Source organism: Photorhabdus sp. RM322S, assembly GCF_042879395.1.
In the GTDB taxonomy this organism is placed as follows: domain Bacteria; phylum Pseudomonadota; class Gammaproteobacteria; order Enterobacterales; family Enterobacteriaceae; genus Photorhabdus; species Photorhabdus khanii.
This window is the reverse complement of the sequence record NZ_JBHFKW010000032.1, coordinates 37,224-56,180: the sequence shown is the minus strand read 5'-3', so window position 1 is coordinate 56,180 and position 18,957 is coordinate 37,224. Positions and strand designations below refer to the sequence as shown.

The following is an 18,957-nucleotide window of genomic DNA, read 5'->3' as shown; positions in this document are numbered from 1 at the left end:
GATATAAACAAAACAGTGAAAGACTTTACTAGGAAGTGAACGAGGAACAATTTAATTTCAATTAATACACTTTAAATTAAGTGAGGATTTTATGAAAAAGCCTATTGTAGGTTTGCTCCTTAGTATTGTCTTTTTTTCAGCAAATACTTCTGCTTTCACTCAAACGGAAAATAAAACCGATGTACAAAATGATATTGCCAATATATTAACCCAACAATATAATAATACCGTTAAAGATTGTGGTGATGCTCAATCACCCGCTTTTCTTTGCTCTGGAGTTTTGATGAGAGGGACTCGTCCTGGATTTAAATTTTGGAAGTTAAATCCATCTTCTATAAAAAATAATGGAGTTTCTTTTTCATATTTAAGAAAAGATGCTAAATTTGGCAATACATTTGCTAGCGTTAATGGTTTTATTCTTTTTCCTGAACAGATGGCCCCTGAAGATGAGGTTAAAGTTCCTGTATTATGCTCCTATGTCCTTGATGCAAATACTTGGGCGCGTCAGGGAAATTATTGTGGTGCACCGCCTAAACCTTCAGATGGGAAATCATGCCAAGATTTTGGTGTTTTCACGGCTCATCAATTAAATAAAGCTATTGTAAGAAAATCCGCATGGGGAATCTGTGCATTTGATGTTAGACCGACGGCTAAAAATCCAGCAGATGCTTTTTATCAAACATTACTTGCAATGCCTTATCATGGTAATGGTTTAAATTATAATGAGATAGTCGTTCAACCTTGGGATGAGAATAAGCCACAAACATTACCTATTGAAGCCCTTTTTTATTCAGCAAATTCAGGTTTAGTTAATGCACAAAAAGATCAACGTGATTATAAAGATGCAACAGGTAAATTTTTACCTATTGTTAACATCGAATTACCTAAAGGTATAAATGTAAAACAGGCAACAGATGCTGTATTTACATTTAACCCTAAAGATCAAGTTGTGAGTCAGTAATATAACATTTTAGTTATATACCCTATGGATTTCAAATGCATCGCGACGGCAATTTATTTTACGGCATTAATGAGTGGAAAATAGAAAGAGCGCCATGGATGGCGCAATAATTATTCGAATCTAGCAAGTATTTTTATTTAAATATTTGTATTATGTAATAACATTGATTTTATTTATTGATAGTGACATTTACCTAAGTATTTTTAGTTTATGTCAGAGGCCAATTCAAGAACACCACGCTATCATTGTAATGACTATTGTTACCATTTTCAGCACCGATAATAGCGGTTCCCGGTTTTCCGTCAAATATATTATCGAAATAACGAAGCTTACATGGTTTGCCATCTCCTGCAATCTCAATACAGACTTTTCCTGTACCTGATGTGTAGGCTTTAGTCGCCATGAGATTATTTTGACCTTTACCGGTTAATGTATCTACCAGAAGATCGCCAATATATACTTTTACAGTTTGCGGAATATTTGTATTAGCGTAGGCTGTCAGGGCGAATATAATATTTTGAGGTAACTGGAAACAATGTTTACCCGTGTCATTAGTACCACATGTTCCATTACAGACTTTACTATTGCCTCCATTATTGCCACGGTGACTGCCTAACAAATCGGTATCGACCGATACTGCCGCTTGAACATTTTTGAAGGCTAATCCTCTCCAACCATTATTATCGTTGGAGATGATGATTGGCCCGGCATCAAGTGCATTCAAATTTGGGTCGAACCGAATAAAAGAATCACCTTTGAAAAAATAAATAAAATTTCCATCTATATCTGGCCATGAAATAATAGCACCCAGATTGCTACTAAATGCTGCATATTTCCCGGTCATTCCCCACCGATCTGAAATAGTGTTGGTCTTAATTGTGTGTAAATCGATGGTGTAATCTACACAATGTTCACCTTTAAAGAAACAGACGGTGTTTGTAGTCAATTCTATGGCTGCATCTATTCCATTTTCAAGTTCTGTTCCTTTTAATCCAGGCCACCCATCTATAATGAAGTTCGGTCCATCAACGACCTGTGCTTTCGCGATATCGAATTTAAGATATAGTGAACCTTTAAAAAAATATAAAAAACCATTTAAATTAATAATATCGTCAATATATCTTTGGAACCCGGCAGGCAGATTAGGCCAATCTTTACTGATGGGTTGGGGGTAACCAATGTATGTATTTAAACATTGATTATTGAACTTAATGTTTTCTTCATTCAGGAAGAAGTAACTAGATATATTCATTGTTATATATCCTTTGTAGTTAGAAAGTGATAGATAATTTAAATCTTTTTGGTGCAATGGAATTAAAGTTTCATAATAAAAGCTAATAAATAATAAGGCGGAATTATATCAACACTATGATTATGTGAAGGAGACGATGCTGTTGCTGGGTGATTATGTCCTTGTCCTCCACCTGTGTTTGATGTGTAGGCATAAGCATTACTTCCGGCTGAAGGTTTCATCCATATTGAACTATTATCTATATTATTTATCTGGTAGGCGGTTTGGCTATCATTGATGACACTATATTTCATTCCAGTGCCATTATAATAAGGCATACCCCCAACATGTTTATGACTAGGTATTTGTGACTCTGTTAATATTGTATTTTCCACAGTAACATTTACCGAAACCGCAGTTGATGTTGTATTCTTGGAAAAGTTTTTTCCAGCGCCATTCCCACTAGCTTTACTACTGCTTTGCCCTGTCTCAGAAATAGTTTCACCGCACATGACAAAACGACTTCTTAAATCTGGCGTTCCATTATTACCATCACAAAAAGCCCAGCCTGTAGGAGCATCCATACCGGAGAACATCATAATCATTCCTTTTGGCAGTACATTATTGGGATCAATACTGATGCCGCTACTGTCTACTTTAATACCATTACCCGCTTTTACATTTAGTCCATCTTTATCTGCTTTTAAGCCGCCGTCAGGGTTAATTTTTATTGCTTGTGTATAGTCATCACCTGGTTTTCGTGCTGAATGTGGGTTATCAGTTTGACAGGGCGTTTTACCAACTGTATGGCTATCCATAGTATTGGTATTCTCTGTATTGGATTCTGAAGTGGACCGGTTATATTTTTTTTCCATTTTTATCACCTTGTATATGATATTGATTTGTTTTGTTCAACAATGAAATTGATGATTTTTTCCTTTATTTACTATTTACATTTAAAATATAAAAAACGTTTATTGCTTTGTTTTCATTAGTTTTGATTCAAGGGTATAGCTACCGCAATAACATGATTTATAGATGTTATTGTTTATATTTAAAAATTTATCCAATAGTTATTTAAATAATTCTCTGTGAAACAAAATAATTATGAGAGATGAATTTTTAGACGCAACATCAATTAATAATAGTGACTGTTAAATATTTAGTGGGTTGTTTATATTAATAAATAAAACTGTTATAGTTTGGAGAATAAATCTAGATTATTTTTTTGCAATATTTGAATGGAATATCTATGGAGATAGAAATAGAGGGCAATAGAATTTATTATTTATTTGCTACATTCACCAGCTAATGCTAAATATTTACTTAAATCATTAGAGCAGGTAAGTGACGGAAATTTTCAGGAAAGGTAATTAAATAAATAAGCGTTTTGTGGGTAAATTCTGGCAAGATTACCTTTTCTGACAACAGAATGATAAGAAGCCCGTTAAGCAGATTAACGCGCTCCTTAAAAATATAGAAAGTGAATCATCTATTTAAATTACAGGCTTATACTGGTGATTCTTTTGTCTTATAATTCTCAGATATTGTTGATGAAAAATGACTTCCCGCACTTTCTACCTTACCAGTAACAACATTGACTGGTGCCGATAATATTCCGGAGCAATTATGGCAAGCAGCAAAATCACTTCCAGCTTGTCTTGTTGTCAGTCGTTGAGTAAAAATAGATGATTCCAGCATATCCCGCATATATTCGCCTATTTTTCGACTTCCAATAGCTTTCCCTTCCCGTTCATCATTTAAAGTTAATAAATGGTTAAGGGCTTGTACCTCTGCATGCAAACCAGCAATACCAGCCATCGTGGGTAATACACCTGCATTATTAATCATGTGCTGTTTAATTAAGGATTCAATTATTGGATGTAAAGAATTTCCTGCTTTCTCATACATATCCTTTATCCCTGAAATAAAGGATGTAGAGTCAGTGATTATATATGCTATAGATTCATCTGTTGGTTGAATTTCCGTTTGTCCTTGTCCATTTTTCTTTATTAATTCTTTATGGTGTTTAACTAATTTAATACCAGGAAATAGTTTTCTTTCAGCTAAATTTCTATCATTATCCTTAAGATTGACAAATTCATCATCATAATCATCATTGTGTACATATCCTGCATGGGCAGCGAAATTATCTAAAGATTTTTTTGAATAAATAAAACTTCCACCAGGAGCACCATTCGCTTTTAAACCAGATACAGAAAAATTACGTTGCTTTGTTGCAGATTTTTGCTGACCAAATTGTCTTGAAGAGTCGAGGATTAATTGTGTCTTTGCACTAAAATCAGATAATTTAGGTGTTTTTTTCTTATAAGCAGACATGATTGCTCTAGAATCAGGAATATCCAGATGTAATGCATCTAATAACGTTGCATCTGAAGTTTTTTTTTCGCAAGATTTGCGTATTTCTTTACAAATATCATTTTTGTACATTATAATTCCCCAGCCGTTGTAATAAACTTCAATATTGGCATGTCTGTCTTGGGCGTCTTTGGTTTCACTGCGTTTGCCGAGAAATATCTAGCCCGGAAACGCGGTTAAAGGGGATTCGCTCCCTTGCCGTCGCGATGCATCTTGAAATCTATAGGGTATAAAAGTGGTGATTATATATCTACCCATTTATTTTTCCGCTTTTTAGATGATAGGAAGTGTGGGGGCCTTATCTCGGGTAAATATAATCTGGTGTTTAAAGTTAAATCTTTCCCTCATTTTATTTAAATGTTCCTGCATAGGATTAATACTGAGGTGAGCATCCCCTATGGAGACAACAAATGTATGATTTTCATTTTCAGCGGCATGTTTTGCAATTTTCTCTGCTAACGTTGGATTGATATATTCATCACGCCATCTACCCGAAGTAAAACGCATCATTTCTAGAGCGATTTTATCTAATTCCTTGTTACTTCCAGCTTTCGCCATAATTTCAAGAAATTCATTACTTAATTGCTTAAAATTGGGTAAAAAATGCTGAATAGCAGTCGTATGTAATTCATAAAAGGAGGAAATATCTTTTTCTGTTAATTTCTCTGGTTCACTTATTGATTTTGCCGACAGCTCAAACATCTCTTTCATGGCATTGGATAGCTCTGAATCCTCCCATCCAACAATTCCAGCTCGCCTATTTTTATTCATAAACCAGCTTGGTTTTGCCATAAATTCTTTTGGTGTATACTCCGATCTATTTTTGTTTATCTGTTCATCTGTTGCCTCAATATAAAGTTGAAGTGTGCCAGCATCAAAACTACTATTAACATCAGGTATATTTTTTGCGTATTGAAAGGGGGGTTTATTATGACCATCACCAGCAATAATAATTTTAGGCTGTTTATTTGAGAATATTTCTTTCATTCTTTCTGTAGTCAGTTCCACCTCTTTATCACCTTCATAAGTAAACCATTTTTTATGATGATCGGCAGGTGTGACGGAGTTAGCGTTTTTCCCCAGTTCTAATTCCAATGGATTGCTATCATGATGAGTTGCGTTATTTGACTGTAATTGGCGTCTTTTTTGCTTTTGCTGTGCTTTTTCGCTATATTCGTTTTCCATATTATCACCTGTTAGATTGATATAATAAATATATTGAAGATGGTAGATTTATATAATAATCTTTAGGCAGTTGATTATAAGCTAAAAGTCGCTGTGAATTATCTTTTAGCCAAGATTGATCAGTTTTTTCTTGGTCTTTATATGTAGGCATAATCGCTCCTTAATATATTAATGGAAGTCAAATCCCAAGTTTAGCTTTTAAGTTTTCAATATTTTCAAAGAAATTGTTTTTATCATATTCTCTTAAATAAATATTAACTTCTTGATCTCTTTTAAATCTATCTAACTTTACGTTGGATATGTTTTTATTTATTTCAAGTAATTCTGCAATGAGTTCCTTTTGCTCACTTTCAGATAATATATTGAATTCATTACTTAATAGTTTTTTTAGCTTATGAGCATTAATTGGCTCTTTTCCTCTGGAACTTAACCAGTCTACTATTTTAAGTGCAGGTAATATTCCATTGCCTAAATCTGACTGATAAATATATCCTACAATTCCTTGGCTGGTTGATGTAATATCAATCAGAAACATATGTCCAAATCGGTGATCATTAACTAATGCAACATAGCTCCTCGAATCGTTGAATTGATCAAGTTTTTCGGAAAACTCATTGCCGTTTATTTTTTCTTTTTTAAATTGTTCTACAGGATTAACCGCCTGTTCTGCTTCGGTCATTAATTTAAATATATTTTGTGCAGACAAGCCACAAACCGGTTCAATGGGATCATAAGGGTTTTCTCCAACAATATCTTTATAAGCTTCAAGTCCTCCGAATTGAGAAACATTTTCATCAATTGCTTTAAGTATAGCATCAGAATTTCTATCGATGATTTTATCCTCCCAATTATCATACCAAAGTAATTTGTTTCCCTTGGGATCATTATGGAGTTTTATAATATCATCTATTAATTCTGTAGAATTTTCGTTATCGTCTTGGGGGGATAATCTCCCCCTCAGTTTAGATGGTTTGGTGTGACAACCCACTTCCAGGTGCAAGTCTGTTACTGTATTTTCACTATATTCGTTTTGCATTATTTTACCATTTTATCTATAGAGTGAATTCGAGGAATGGAATGAATAGCATATTTATAACATGGAAAGCTGAAATAAATATATTAAAAATAATTAGTTTTAATAAGTAATTATTTATTAGGTGAGTGATTGTTTGTTATTTTAATATAAAAATAATTTTAAATTCCAGTTAATCTATCAGAGTTTTCTTTAGAAATAACAACACCAACACCATTTATCTTAACAATAGCCGCTTGGCTGTTTTTCCATTTTTCAAGTGTATCTTTTATTTGTGGTAAATATGTTGCACTAGTCATACCGGAAACTTCAACAATAACGCTTTCATCTTCTTGATTTTGATTATTTTCTGTATCAGGCTCGGTTGTCAGATTCACTTTAGTAAGGGCAAGACGTACATCTTGTGTGCCGCCTAATTCCATGCATAATTTATCTATTAAAGCCTGGTTTATTTGTGAATTATCCAGACTGGGTTTTTGGTTCACAGAAGCGGATATTTTACTTATTGGGGTTACACTGTCTTCAATATTTTGCAATTTCATCGGTACAGTAATGGAATATAATAGAGAGAGGCGAGGGCGATTACCGAGAGCCTGCCAAAAGTTACCTAAGCTGTTTAAATTTTCCTGTTGTGGGATTACGCGGGTATATGCGCCGGGAATGCCGGTTAATTGGCGATTATTGATTAATGCATTTAAAATCCGTGTCATCACTTGTGCAGCTTGATTATTGGGTTGGCTGTCCGGGCTGGAGCTGTCACTAGAGGGTTTGCTAGCATCCCAGTAGGTAATTAAATAGTTACAATTGATATTGACCCATCCCGGTAATAATGTGTTAGTTGCCGGGTTATAACGTCTTGATTCGGCGGATCGTAATTGTAGATCTTCATGGATTTCATAAAGAAATATACTGACCGTCGGTTCTGATTGAATGGAATTAATTTCGGGTAGATCAAAACGAATATCAATTTTTTGACCGGGAATGTCTAAATATTGAGATAAAATAGTATTTAATGCTTGATTAATCTCGATAATCGCATTGTCAGATGCAATGATGGTTGTCATGTTTGTTCCTATTCTATTGAATATTTAAAAAGCTAATCGGCCAGTTTTATTTAATTCAAGTATCACGGCTCGATCTATATGTCTATTTTCGATTTGTTCACAGTTATCATCTACTGCTAATATTGATGACAATAAAGCAATATTTCTGATATTAGCACCAGTTAAATCAGCCCGTTTAGCCAGATGGGCAAAATCAATTTCATTAGATAGTGTCAGTTGTTCCGGCCAAATGACTTGCCACATTTTTTTACGTAACTCTTCATCGGGGTAAGTAAAGCGGGTAATAAAGGTAAAACGGCGGTTAAACGCGCTATCTAAATGACTACGATTATTGGTGGCTAAAATCACTAATCCCGGATAATTTTCCAGTCGTTGTAATAAGTAAGATACTTCAATATTCGCATGTCTGTCTTGAGCATCTTTGGTCTCGCTGCGTTTGCCAAATAGGGCATCGGCTTCATCGAAAAACAGTACCCCAGAATCTGCTTCGGCCAGATCGAAAATACGGGAGATATTTTTTTCCGTTTCACCGATGTATTTATTTACCACGGTAGAGAGATCAACTTTAATCAGATCAACACCAAGATAACCGGCAATTACCTCAGCAGCCATTGTTTTGCCGGTACCCGATTCTCCGTAAAATAGGGCGCTAATTCCGGTGCCGTAACTGATTTTTTCCTGAAAGCCGGCACCCAGAATTTGGTCACGGTAATTAATCGCTGAGATAATTTCTTTTAATTGTTGTGCTAATGTGTCTGAAACCACTAAATCGTCAAAACTGCGCTTTGGAGTAATTCGTTGAGCCAGTTTGCCGAAATTCTGTTGGGCGCGAAAACTTAATGCTTGACGCAGATCAGTTTCTTCCAGTTGGCCTTCTGGTTGCCGGATTATTTGATATTGATAAGCTTCTTCAAGAATGAGCGGTAATGTTTCCGCAGTAAAAGAGAAGCGCTGACATAGCCGAGTAATATTAATTTTTTGAGCAATATTCTCCGATAAGCTTGTTTTCAGTAAGGTTTCTTTATCGGTCAATGTTGCACCGGGCATATTAATTTGCACCATTGGTAGATGCTTAATCCAGACGAATGTATCTTCCGGCTCTACTAAGCAAACTACGCGTAATTTTGGCTGATGCAGCAAAATAGATAAATCGTGGTGTAATATTTTCTTTGCCTCTGTAAGTAAAGAAAAATTGCGAATTAATAAACAAGCGTTATGTAGCCGGGTTTCTCGTATTGCGTCTGCCAGCAGGCCGGATATTAGGGTTGTGTTCTCTTCATCGGGCAGGAGGGCTAAATCAAGCGTTAAGGTATTAATGCCATGAGATGCCATAATATTGCTGACCGCTAATTCTCTGGCGCTGTCCTGTTTTCCTCTGAGTATGACTAATGGGCGTATTTCATCGGTGTCATTCAATAATATCTTTTCAAGAGAAGAATAAAGAGTTTTCGGATACCAATTATGTGAGGCTGGAATACGCCAGTTAGCACAAGTTATTAGGGGTGGTAAAAGTGTTCGTTGTCTCGATAAAAAATGCCAGATTGCGTTGTGGGTTAAAAATTGCGTTTGTAACCAGATAGATTCTTCGTGATTATTGAGCCGTAATAATTGGTTACTGATTAACGGTGTTTGCGGAAAAAAGCTGTTTTGCAGTAATTGCCGATCACTTTGACGTTGGCTAAATAATTCAATGGCTAAAGCGAAGCTGGGCCACTGTTTTTTACTGCTACCGTTTAGAGTAGCAAATAATGCATGATAACGGCCATCGAAATGGGGTAATAGACCTAATAATAAAACGTCACGTTCAAATTCAGTCAGTTCAAAACGTTCGACTAATAATGATAATGCATCAAGAGCAGGGCTTGCTTCGATTTCTGGATGGAGAATAGGATTATTCGTTTTAGCCAGCCAGTGAGGTATACCTTGCGGTGATATTAAACACTGTTCTATTTCCTCTTCGGTTAGTAAAAAACTTTCTGGTAATGCATCGTACTGATCTCCCTTTTGATAATAGTATTGCTGTAATAGCAGATCGATACGTTCCAAATGGGGATAAATCCAGCGTAATTCAGCCACGTTACAGGGGTTATTTGTTAGTAGGTAGTCCATATAAACCTTCTAAATATTTTTCCAGTCAATCTTTAAAGGATGAGCTAACCAAGGAAGCTTGGCGATATTTAATGGCCAAGGCCAATCGGCTAATAGCACATCAAACGGCTGATGCTCTGGCGTGATTTTTATTTCCTGTTCATTTATCAACAATTCACCTGGTCGTTGTAAAAACAGTTGGCGAGCGTCATTACGGGTTAATTTTTTCCAGCCGGGAAGTTGGCTGATAACGGCGTCTAGCCATTGATTTATTATCAATTGTTTTTCTGGTTCAACAGGCGCTAATTCAATAGGTTCGTTAACCATTAATCCGCACAGAACGTTATTCAATATATTTAGTTCTGTCTGTATTTCTTCGTTTCCCCAAATCAGATAGTTAAGGAAATTAACCGCGCTAAATTGTGCTTGACGATGAATAAATATTTTATCATCAAGTAGGCCAAATTGATTAAATAATGCAGGCAGCATCGGCCATAAAACTAATATTCCAGCATTATTTATCTGATATAGAAGAGTTTGTTTAGGCAATAAAGCGTATTCAGAATGTGTTTTATTGATATTATGTAATTGGTTAGAATTATTTCCTGTAATATGCGAGTTATTCGATGTTGATAATATTTTCTGGTTTTCTGATATTACCTCCTGACTTGTTGAATATTTGTATCTATGAACATTTTTAATATCAACATGAGTTACGGATAATTTCTTGCTGGATTTATCTTTATCTGCATGGTCTGAAATAAAATGTTCAGGTAAATACTGCTCTTCCTGAATATTGATGCTGTCATGATTAGTAGCAATTAATTTTTTATCGAGTATATCTTTATCCGTATGATCTGAAAAATAATACTCAGGTAAATATTTATTTTCCTGAATGTTAAAGTTGTCATGATTAGTGACAATTAATTTTTCACTGAGTATATCTTTATTCATATGATTTGAAATGAAACGTTCTGATAAATATTGATATTCTTTATCAGATAGATGTTTTTTACTTAATCTTGCAACAGCAATAGTTTGCCAGATCTGTTTTAACCAACTATTTAATGGAATATTGTGAATGATAATTTGGCGAAATAACGTAATAATAGATGCTGCATTAAGTGTACCATTATCTAATTCAGTGGTGAGATGTGATAGCACTTTCACATCCAGTTTAGGTATCTCCTGTGTATGATTTAGCTGTATATATTGCAACGCATTGAGTATCAATTGTCCGGGGGAGACAGGCTCCCTCAAATATTGCGATATGTTTATCTTTTCGGATAGTCTGTAGTTAATCGCGCTTAATAAAGTGGGTTGCTTGGGCGCTAATAACCGTTGTAGACTTGGTTCAGATAAACAGCTTTTTGCTAAAAATAAAGTTAATTTATCTTCTATTCCCGCTAATTGATTAACTAATTGCCGGATATTGATGTCAATATTTTGATGATGAGTTTTAATCTCTATTGAACTCAATGCGGAATTCTTTTGATTTAAATAATGAATGAAATCTTCAACATTAATTGAATTGTTGACATATAATAAAGAAGGTTTGTTGGTTGTTTTTTGCAATTTTGATTCTGTTAAGGATGTTTTTTTCTCCTGATGATTAATTTGATATTGGCTTAATGCTTTATTTAGCGCAGTATTAAGCGTTACAGGGAATAGTGAATTGAAATTATGTAGATTTATTTCACCAAGATCCAGAGTTAATGTTTCTAAATAGATATCCTGATTAATGGGATGTTGAGTAAAGAATGCGTTAAATAACTTATTGATATCAGCTTGATTAAGCAGGGAGCCATGTAATACTTTTTTAGCCACCTGTTGATTATTAGCCTCAATAGTAATGATAATCCGGTTGAACAGATTTGGCTCCCAAGGCATATTAGTATCTCATGTTTAATTGATAAATGTAGTTAATATAAAGGGTTTTATATATGGAGTATATTATACTGATTAACGAGTCTATTTTTTCATTATAAATCTAGCATGAGCTGCATGTATTCTTGGATGATCTCCGGTACTTAAATATGTAAAACTTTCACTTATTTGGTTCCAACCTGAAACTAAGTTGAGATTAGATGATGTATTGTTTAGATCAGGTGTTCCATTATTCCCATCACACCATACCCATCCATTAGGTAAACCACCATCACTATAAAATGGCACAATTGTTCCTGGTGGGATAATTAGGTCTGAGAGTGCTGATACAATTGATTGTATATCAATGCTTACGCCATCACTGTCTACTTTAATCCCACTACCAGCCTTAGCTTTTACAGAGACGCCATTACTATCAACGTTAATACCATTACTGGCCTTAACATCCAATCCTCCCCCAACTTTTACCCCCCAACCAAGATTCACAGATATTCCCGTAGGATCAACGCTAATTGTGTTATCTTTGGATTTTACAGAGACACCATTCCAATCAGCGGTAATACCATTGCCGGCCTTAACATCTAATCCATCACCTATTTTTATTCCCCAACCAAGTCTTACGGATATCCCTGTAGGATCAACGTTAATTGTGTTGTCTTTGGCTTTTACAGAAACCCCATTCCCATCAACATTAATACCATTACTCGCTTTAATTTTTACACCGTTTTTACTTAAACTCAAACCACTGGTGCCACTTGATCCATGTGTATCACCTCCTTCTAGTTTTAAATAAATACCCGTATTGTCAGTGACTTGAATACCACCGTTATCCCAACATTTAACATCTACACCCTCGTTATCAACGGCAATAGCGCCATTAGCCTTAGCTTTTACAGAGACGCCACTACTATCAACATTAATGCCATTATTCGCCTTAATTTTTACACCGTCTGACCCCAGGCTCAATCCACTGACACCATTCCAACCATTACCGGAATTACCTCCTGCTAATTTTAAATAAAGACCAGAACCGTCAGTGACTGTAATACCACCTTTATCCCAACATGCAACAGCTATGCCGTTTGGATTAACGGAAATACCGCCGGTAGGATTAGTTTTTACCAATAGCCCAGAGTTATTATCCAGTTCTAGTCCTGAATTTGGATTATTAGTTTGATCCGGTGCTTTTCCCATTGCCCGGCGACCGATATCAGCAATATCAATTAGATCAGAATAGTCAGTTTGTAGGGGAATACTTCCCGCTTTAAAACGATTCTTTAATTCATCTGATGAAGGCCCTATTGATTCAGGATGGGTATTTTCTGTATTAGATTGCGCAGTAGACAGGTTATGTTCTTTTTCCATTTTAGTGACCTTATATATAATATTGAATTATTCTGTTTTAAATATCCTGTAAATATTGCTTGATCATAGGAGAGTAATCGGAGGATATTTTATTTAGATTGAATATTAGCTTGAATTTTTGGTACATATAATAACTGATTATCTTCTATTGCCTTTTCGTTCCATTCGGTTCCTGATCCCCCAATGACTTCTATTCGTTGCTGTTCGGTGGCGATTCTCATATTACCTGTACCGGTTGCTGCTGAAGGTAAACGCCCTAGCGTTAGCGTTTCTAAAATATTATAGGCTTCATCACCCAGAGGCGCGCCATTATTTTGCCAACGCTTATAAGTATTAGCAAAATTCTTGAATTGTTCCGGTGATAGCCAGTGGAAAATCATGGAAAGATGAGCTGGGAATTCAGCTAAGATCTCCGTTTTTACCCACGCCTCCAGTTTATAAGGATCGACCTTGTCATTCTCAATAAGCTGACGATTAATCACTACACTGACCATAAATGAAAATCGGTCAGCTAGGGCATATTTGTCATTGGAAAAGTACCAGTGGTAGCGCCACGCATCTTCTGGTTTTGGAAAATTATATTGTTGGCCTGATATTTTTTTAAGTAATATTCGGCCTTTAATGCGATCAAATTCCACGACTTGTGCTTTGAGTTCATAATAGGTTGGAGAATCACTATTAGCTAATATTGTTGTCGGTGGTCCATCGGGGGTAATAATATATTTCAGGGTGACTTCATCCTTTACTTCGATCATAGTAGGGAAGGGACTTTGGGGGCTGGAGGTGATCCAACGTTCATCTTCTGTTCCCGTTTGATATGTCTCACTGGCGTAAACCAGTTGATAATCCATATCTTCCATCCATACCGGGCTATTACACCAGCGTAAATTACCTTGTTCAAACGCGGTTTTCACGCGATCTAAATTACGCTCTAGATCAGTGCTATTACGGGTGTCGAGTGAGAAGGCGTCTCCTGTAATATCGGTGATCATTTGGCCCCGTAATGTGAATTTTCTGTCGCCCTCAATAATAATCAGATTAATTACTTGCCCGTGCAATAATTGGTCCGCTGCTCCTTTCTGGGTAATGATTAATTGATGATTTTTAGCATTGGGCTCACTTTTTATTTCTAGATTATCGGGCTTTTGCTCACTATCGAATTTTTTGTCAGGCTTTACCGGTAATAGCTGACGATGTTCAATCAGATAGAAAGGCAAATTAGCCAAGTTGGGGTTGTCTTTGAAACACTCGCCACCTAAGCCAATACGGGCGGCAATCCGTTTTTGCAGCGCTGACACTTTATCAATACGAATATTATTACGCTGGTAGGTCAATTCAGGTTGTTGAGCCAAATAACCGCGCTGAGTAGAGAGAAAATCCAATGAATCCAGAGTGAGTGGTCTGGCCGCGCGATGCGTGCCAAAATATTCCAATAAGTCATTCAGGATTGATAATTCTTTTGCATAATTTTGCGGATGGATACCGTCATCATTATTAATTTGGGAATCATTATTTAATTTTTCCATCAAATCAGATTTTATATTTTGATGGACTTGCTGATTAACTGTATTGGCTTTAAAAGGCCATTGGGTGCCATATACTGCATTTCCCCGTTGTTTAAAGGCTAACAGTTTCGGCAAAATAGCGAGTTCGGCGCAGCCATTAGCCAGCATCTGTTCAAAAGGCAACATAAATTGGTGCAAGTGTATTTGTTGTTGGGTCTCGGCGCAGGTTTGTAATCCATAGCAAGCGGGTAATTTATTGCTGATCGGATAATAGTCCAGGACTTTACGATGTTTGCCCCAGTTTAATAATTCAGGCTGTGTCTGAATTAATGGTGCAATAGTCATTTTGTTCTCTATGTCTTGTTTAGATACGGCAACTTTTACTCCACCTTTGGCGGTAATAATGAGCGGGCTTGCTGGCGAGGAAATTAAGCTTAAGGGATCACTGCCCCATAGCCTGGGATAATATCTTTGAGCGATGGTCCAGGACCAATTATCGTCTGCCAGCGGAGAAATGTTTTCATCGTGTTTGCCTAATGCCAATCGGGTAATACTTTGTACTCCGGGAATAGCCAATAAACGATTAGCCAGATGGCTGAGCTTTAATTCTGTCGCCGTGGTGTAATCTTTGGCCGCAGGTAGTTCAGGTATCCAGCCGTGATGTAAATAAGGTCCCGCGAATATTTCTTCATTGCTGTAGCCTAATTCTTTCATGGCTTGAGTGGTATAACGTAATGGTGTTGTCAGTACCGTCTGTGCGGTTGTTATATAGACTTTGGCGAAGATGTCAGCAATATCTCTCACATCATCATCCAGCTCAATATTAAGCTGTAAGAGGAAATCCGTGGGTTGTAGCCAGATAATTTTACTGACGGATTCCCCCAGATTACGGTTGTTTTTTAAGAAAGTCGCCAGACTTTGCTGCGCCAGTACCTTATCGGCCTCAGTTTCCCGGCTAGGGAGTAGATAAAGCCAGTAATTGCCTCTTAGTGTTAACTGTTGGCTATCTGGAGTTTTAATGAAACTGTATTCACGTTTTTCTTTGTTATACCAGTATTCATAGCGTTCGCTTGCAGGTTCACGAACTAGCTGTACATCGTTAAAGAAAAAATAACCTGTGCTTTTGTCGTTAATGTTATCGCTGCTATGCAAATCCAGTAAGGCGCGGCGATAATCTTCCGCAGTAATTGGGCCACAGGTCAGCATTTGTTGTGGACCGAATTCTTGTGGAAAAATGCCATCGTCCGGTGTCTGTTCTTGTTTTTCGGGGGTAAGCAGATCACGTAGGGGTAGCGAATGGCGATAGGCTAGATCAGATGCGCCGTAACAACCGGCTTCTAATAAAGTGATACCGGGATCATTTTCTGCTGTATTGCTCCAGAGTTGCCCAGACTGTTGTTCAATGACCGTCTTGGCTTGAGTGAGTAGGGCCTCAAAGGCGATGTCGTCTTTAACGATGGGAAACAGGGCATCTTGATTATCCATTGTCTGCTCCTTTATTAGCGGAACTCTTTTCTGACCAAACCAAAATCAGTACTTCATTATCAGCGGCTTCTACACTGTCACCGACGGCTCCTGCGGTTTGGGGCGATTTTTTCAATGTTAAGTTGGTGACCCGTTCCACTAGAGGTGACTGCTGAATGGTGGCTAATAACGGGTAGTAATCAATGCGGTTGCCGGTTGTGACGCCGATAGCGCTATCTTCTGCCCACGGCATATATTTTCGGCTGAGTTCCTGCTGTAACTGATGGCGGCCATAGTCGGGATTAACCCCCGTAGCAAACACCAGTTGATAGCTGATCAGCACGTTAACGTAGGTGGGGTTGTCGATTTTGAGGGTGGTCCAGGGGCTGCTGAGTTGGCTTATCCAGTCGGCCATTTCCGCCAGTCGGGCCGGATTCAGGATTGGGCGTAGCGCATCGTCGTTATCTTTGTAACGGCTGTTGGGGATCACAATCAGTTGTTGCGTTTCCGGAGCCGGGATTTTGGTTAATTCATTGGAGGAAGGGTATTTGACATCAAATATGCTGATAAAATTCTCTTTCAGTAGCGTAACAATATTATCCCAACTTAAAGCACGGTTACGATGGGACAACCGGGGCGGAATTCGCGTAAGAAAAGCGGATTCTGTTTCTTTCGGACGACCGTTCCAGGATGCCCAGGGTTGCTTCACACGGCTAATGGCGACGGACGCGCTGACGGTTTGCTTGATGCTATCGGCGGCTAATCCATCGATAAAGTGATCATTTTCAACAGTTTCTGGGTTGATTAATGTAGCGGTGGTGGCGTTATACAGTATGCCTTGCATTTTGGGGTAATTCTCAGGGGCGGTTTGTTGAGAGATCTCTGTTTTCAACCAGTATCGTCCTGACGGCATTAAGGTTGCCTGATTTGACGCGTCTTGTGGCAATAACGTACTCCATATCCCCCGGTCAAACAGGTTGTGAGTTTGATCGTGAACCAGTTGATTTAATGGCTGCCAGGTGTTTTGTTGATTCAGATAAGACCAAAATAGCGTAAGTTCTTGAACACCGACTAATTGCCAGTATAGGGATAAGGTTTGTCCCGGTGACACGTTAGTGAAGCCCAAATAGAGTGCGTCATTGGCGAATGAAGGCGTTTCAGCGTTCGCGTTTCCCCAACCAAAAGGAGTGAGAGGATAAACGGTATATTGCTCAGTTTTTACTTTAGCGCTGAATGCGATTTGCAACGCACTGATTTGTGGGGTGTAGGGTAAATTCTTACCGGTCGGATCTTGCCAGTATTGGGTGTGCATAAAATCTTGGTCAACCAATTCTATGCGCACTGATGCAGGCCAGTCATTAGGTGATGGACTATCAGACACAGAGTAGTCCATTGTCGGTAAGGTAAAACTCAGGCTTTGTCCTTGTGGTACATCGGTTCCGCCAAATAATGATGGGGTTCCAGTGAGCTTCTTTCTTTCCTGAGGCGTGACTAAATAGCCCTGGACTTTAAACGCGCTATTATCCGGTTCAGGGGTGTACCCTTTATACCACGCTTTAAAACTCTTTGTGGGCAAGCCAACCCATTGCGGAATCAGGGTAAGCGTCGCGTTTTCAGAACCATACCATTCAGGGGCAACCAGATTAAAACCGGAACCCAACAGTGGATATTGACCAAAAGGGAAACTGGTTTTATCTGTTTGTTCAGTTCCGCCATCAGAGGCATAGTGCACACTGCGGTTGCCGTTGATATTGATTTCAATACCGGTAATTTTGGGCAGTATGGGTTGCTGAGCAGTGCCTAATTTTAATACCGGTACGTCGAATGTCATGCCATCAAGGTTATCTGGCGGGTTGATAGGATCAGCCGTAGATGATAATCCAAGTTCAATGTTCTTTTTGTCGATAAGTTTTACCGACAACGATAACCAGTGATCTTCTGCACTTATTTTGGCGGTGAGATGTTCAGCTTGACCTTCCCAATCGTTTTCCAGCGTCAAGGTGATATGGCGTTCTCCGGCGGACATAGCAAATAAAGATGAGGTAATCAGATATCCGGATAGAACCGACACATCATTAGCTGTTGGGCTAAAAAGTCGGATACCATTTTCAGGTAATGCAATGTTATCCGAAAGATTAAAAGGTATTGCCGATTGCCGGCCATTGTTGCCATCTTTCCGATACCAACGCAGGTCGGTCAGCGCCCCTTGATTCGCCAATAAATCCGCGTCTGACGCATACTGTAACGAATTGCCGGCGCTATCTTGCCCGGCATCAAACAGGGTGCCTTGTGCTACCAGAAATTCCGCGTTATCTGTATTCAGGGTAACGCTGATAGCAACGCTATCAGCCTGGGCATTTCTGGGGTTCAGTCCCAGTAATTCTCGATAATAAAGATCACGGTGTCGTGCCGGGAAGGTGTTTAATAAGCGTTTGGTTGTTTCTAATAGTTTTAAAAAAGCCAATATAAAAGCTTGATGTGGCGGTAAAAGGCCATTGGCTTGATTAACTTGTTGGTAAATACTAGCTAATTGCTGAGGACTATTTTTCTGAATAAAGTAAAAACTGTCCCAGAACTGTTTTTTATCTTGATCGAAAGGGATGATTGCGGCGTATTTTTTAAGCCAGTTTAACATATCCAGCGTGCTTCTTTCATCAAGTTTAAAAGCAGTATTTGGCACGATAGCGGAGAGTTTACTATCTAACTCGGCCTGTCCCATATTTACACCACCTATTATTTGAATATATCCCTGATCAATTCTCAGGAGATCATAGTTATTTAGAAATAAGGTTGAA

At 37.8% G+C, this 18,957-nt stretch carries 13 protein-coding genes; 1 reads left to right on the top strand and 12 read right to left on the bottom strand.

Annotation, left to right across the window (positions count from 1 at the left end; all coding sequences use genetic code 11):
* Positions 1–91 precede the first annotated feature (91 nt).
* Entirely contained in the window at positions 92–961 is an 870-nt protein-coding gene (locus ACGF63_RS17500) for a hypothetical protein (protein WP_387632357.1), read from the top strand.
* 208 nt (positions 962–1,169) lie between these two features.
* Here the strand turns inward: ACGF63_RS17500 and ACGF63_RS17495 are convergent, their stop codons facing one another.
* The 12 genes from ACGF63_RS17495 to ACGF63_RS17440 all read right to left on the bottom strand — a co-directional run bounded on the left by ACGF63_RS17495 (position 1,170) and on the right by ACGF63_RS17440 (position 18,881).
* Positions 1,170–2,213, bottom strand: a complete 1,044-nt coding sequence (locus ACGF63_RS17495; RefSeq protein WP_387632354.1) for a fucose-binding lectin II — start codon at positions 2,211–2,213, stop codon at positions 1,170–1,172.
* 62 nt (positions 2,214–2,275) lie between these two features.
* Positions 2,276–3,067: a hypothetical protein gene (locus ACGF63_RS17490; protein ID WP_387632352.1), complete on the bottom strand. Its 792-nt coding sequence runs from the start codon at positions 3,065–3,067 to the stop codon at positions 2,276–2,278.
* 634 nt (positions 3,068–3,701) lie between these two features.
* On the bottom strand, positions 3,702–4,643 hold the full coding sequence (locus tag ACGF63_RS17485; RefSeq protein WP_036848596.1) for a YwqJ-related putative deaminase: 942 nt from the start codon (positions 4,641–4,643) through the stop codon (positions 3,702–3,704).
* A gap of 201 nt (positions 4,644–4,844) precedes the next feature.
* The gene (locus ACGF63_RS17480) at positions 4,845–5,756 is read right to left on the bottom strand and encodes a hypothetical protein (protein WP_387632349.1); all 912 of its coding nucleotides are present in this window, start codon (positions 5,754–5,756) and stop codon (positions 4,845–4,847) included.
* Positions 5,757–5,760: 4 nt separating this feature from the next.
* The gene (locus ACGF63_RS17475; protein WP_387632347.1) at positions 5,761–5,907 is read right to left on the bottom strand and encodes a hypothetical protein; all 147 of its coding nucleotides are present in this window, start codon (positions 5,905–5,907) and stop codon (positions 5,761–5,763) included.
* Positions 5,908–5,934: 27 nt separating this feature from the next.
* Positions 5,935–6,792, bottom strand: coding sequence for a cycle-inhibiting factor (locus ACGF63_RS17470; protein ID WP_051477431.1), 858 nt, complete (start codon positions 6,790–6,792; stop codon positions 5,935–5,937).
* 158 nt (positions 6,793–6,950) lie between these two features.
* On the bottom strand, positions 6,951–7,853 hold the full coding sequence (locus ACGF63_RS17465) for a DUF4255 domain-containing protein (protein ID WP_387632344.1): 903 nt from the start codon (positions 7,851–7,853) through the stop codon (positions 6,951–6,953).
* A gap of 24 nt (positions 7,854–7,877) precedes the next feature.
* Positions 7,878–9,962, bottom strand: a complete 2,085-nt coding sequence (locus ACGF63_RS17460) for an ATP-binding protein (protein ID WP_387632342.1) — start codon at positions 9,960–9,962, stop codon at positions 7,878–7,880.
* A 9-nt stretch (positions 9,963–9,971) separates the two neighbouring features.
* Positions 9,972–11,831 carry a contractile injection system tape measure protein gene (locus ACGF63_RS17455; RefSeq protein ID WP_387632339.1) on the bottom strand — a complete coding sequence of 620 codons (1,860 nt, stop codon included), beginning with the start codon at positions 11,829–11,831 and terminating at the stop codon, positions 9,972–9,974.
* An 81-nt stretch (positions 11,832–11,912) separates the two neighbouring features.
* Positions 11,913–13,193 (bottom strand): tail fiber protein, encoded by a 1,281-nt coding sequence (locus ACGF63_RS17450; RefSeq protein WP_387632336.1) that lies wholly within the window; start codon positions 13,191–13,193, stop codon positions 11,913–11,915.
* A gap of 89 nt (positions 13,194–13,282) precedes the next feature.
* Positions 13,283–16,183: a hypothetical protein gene (locus tag ACGF63_RS17445; protein WP_387632334.1), complete on the bottom strand. Its 2,901-nt coding sequence runs from the start codon at positions 16,181–16,183 to the stop codon at positions 13,283–13,285.
* Positions 16,176–18,881, bottom strand: a complete 2,706-nt coding sequence (locus tag ACGF63_RS17440; RefSeq protein ID WP_152962867.1) for a hypothetical protein — start codon at positions 18,879–18,881, stop codon at positions 16,176–16,178. The genes ACGF63_RS17445 and ACGF63_RS17440 overlap by 8 nt, the downstream gene beginning before the upstream one ends.
* Positions 18,882–18,957: the final 76 nt, after the last annotated feature.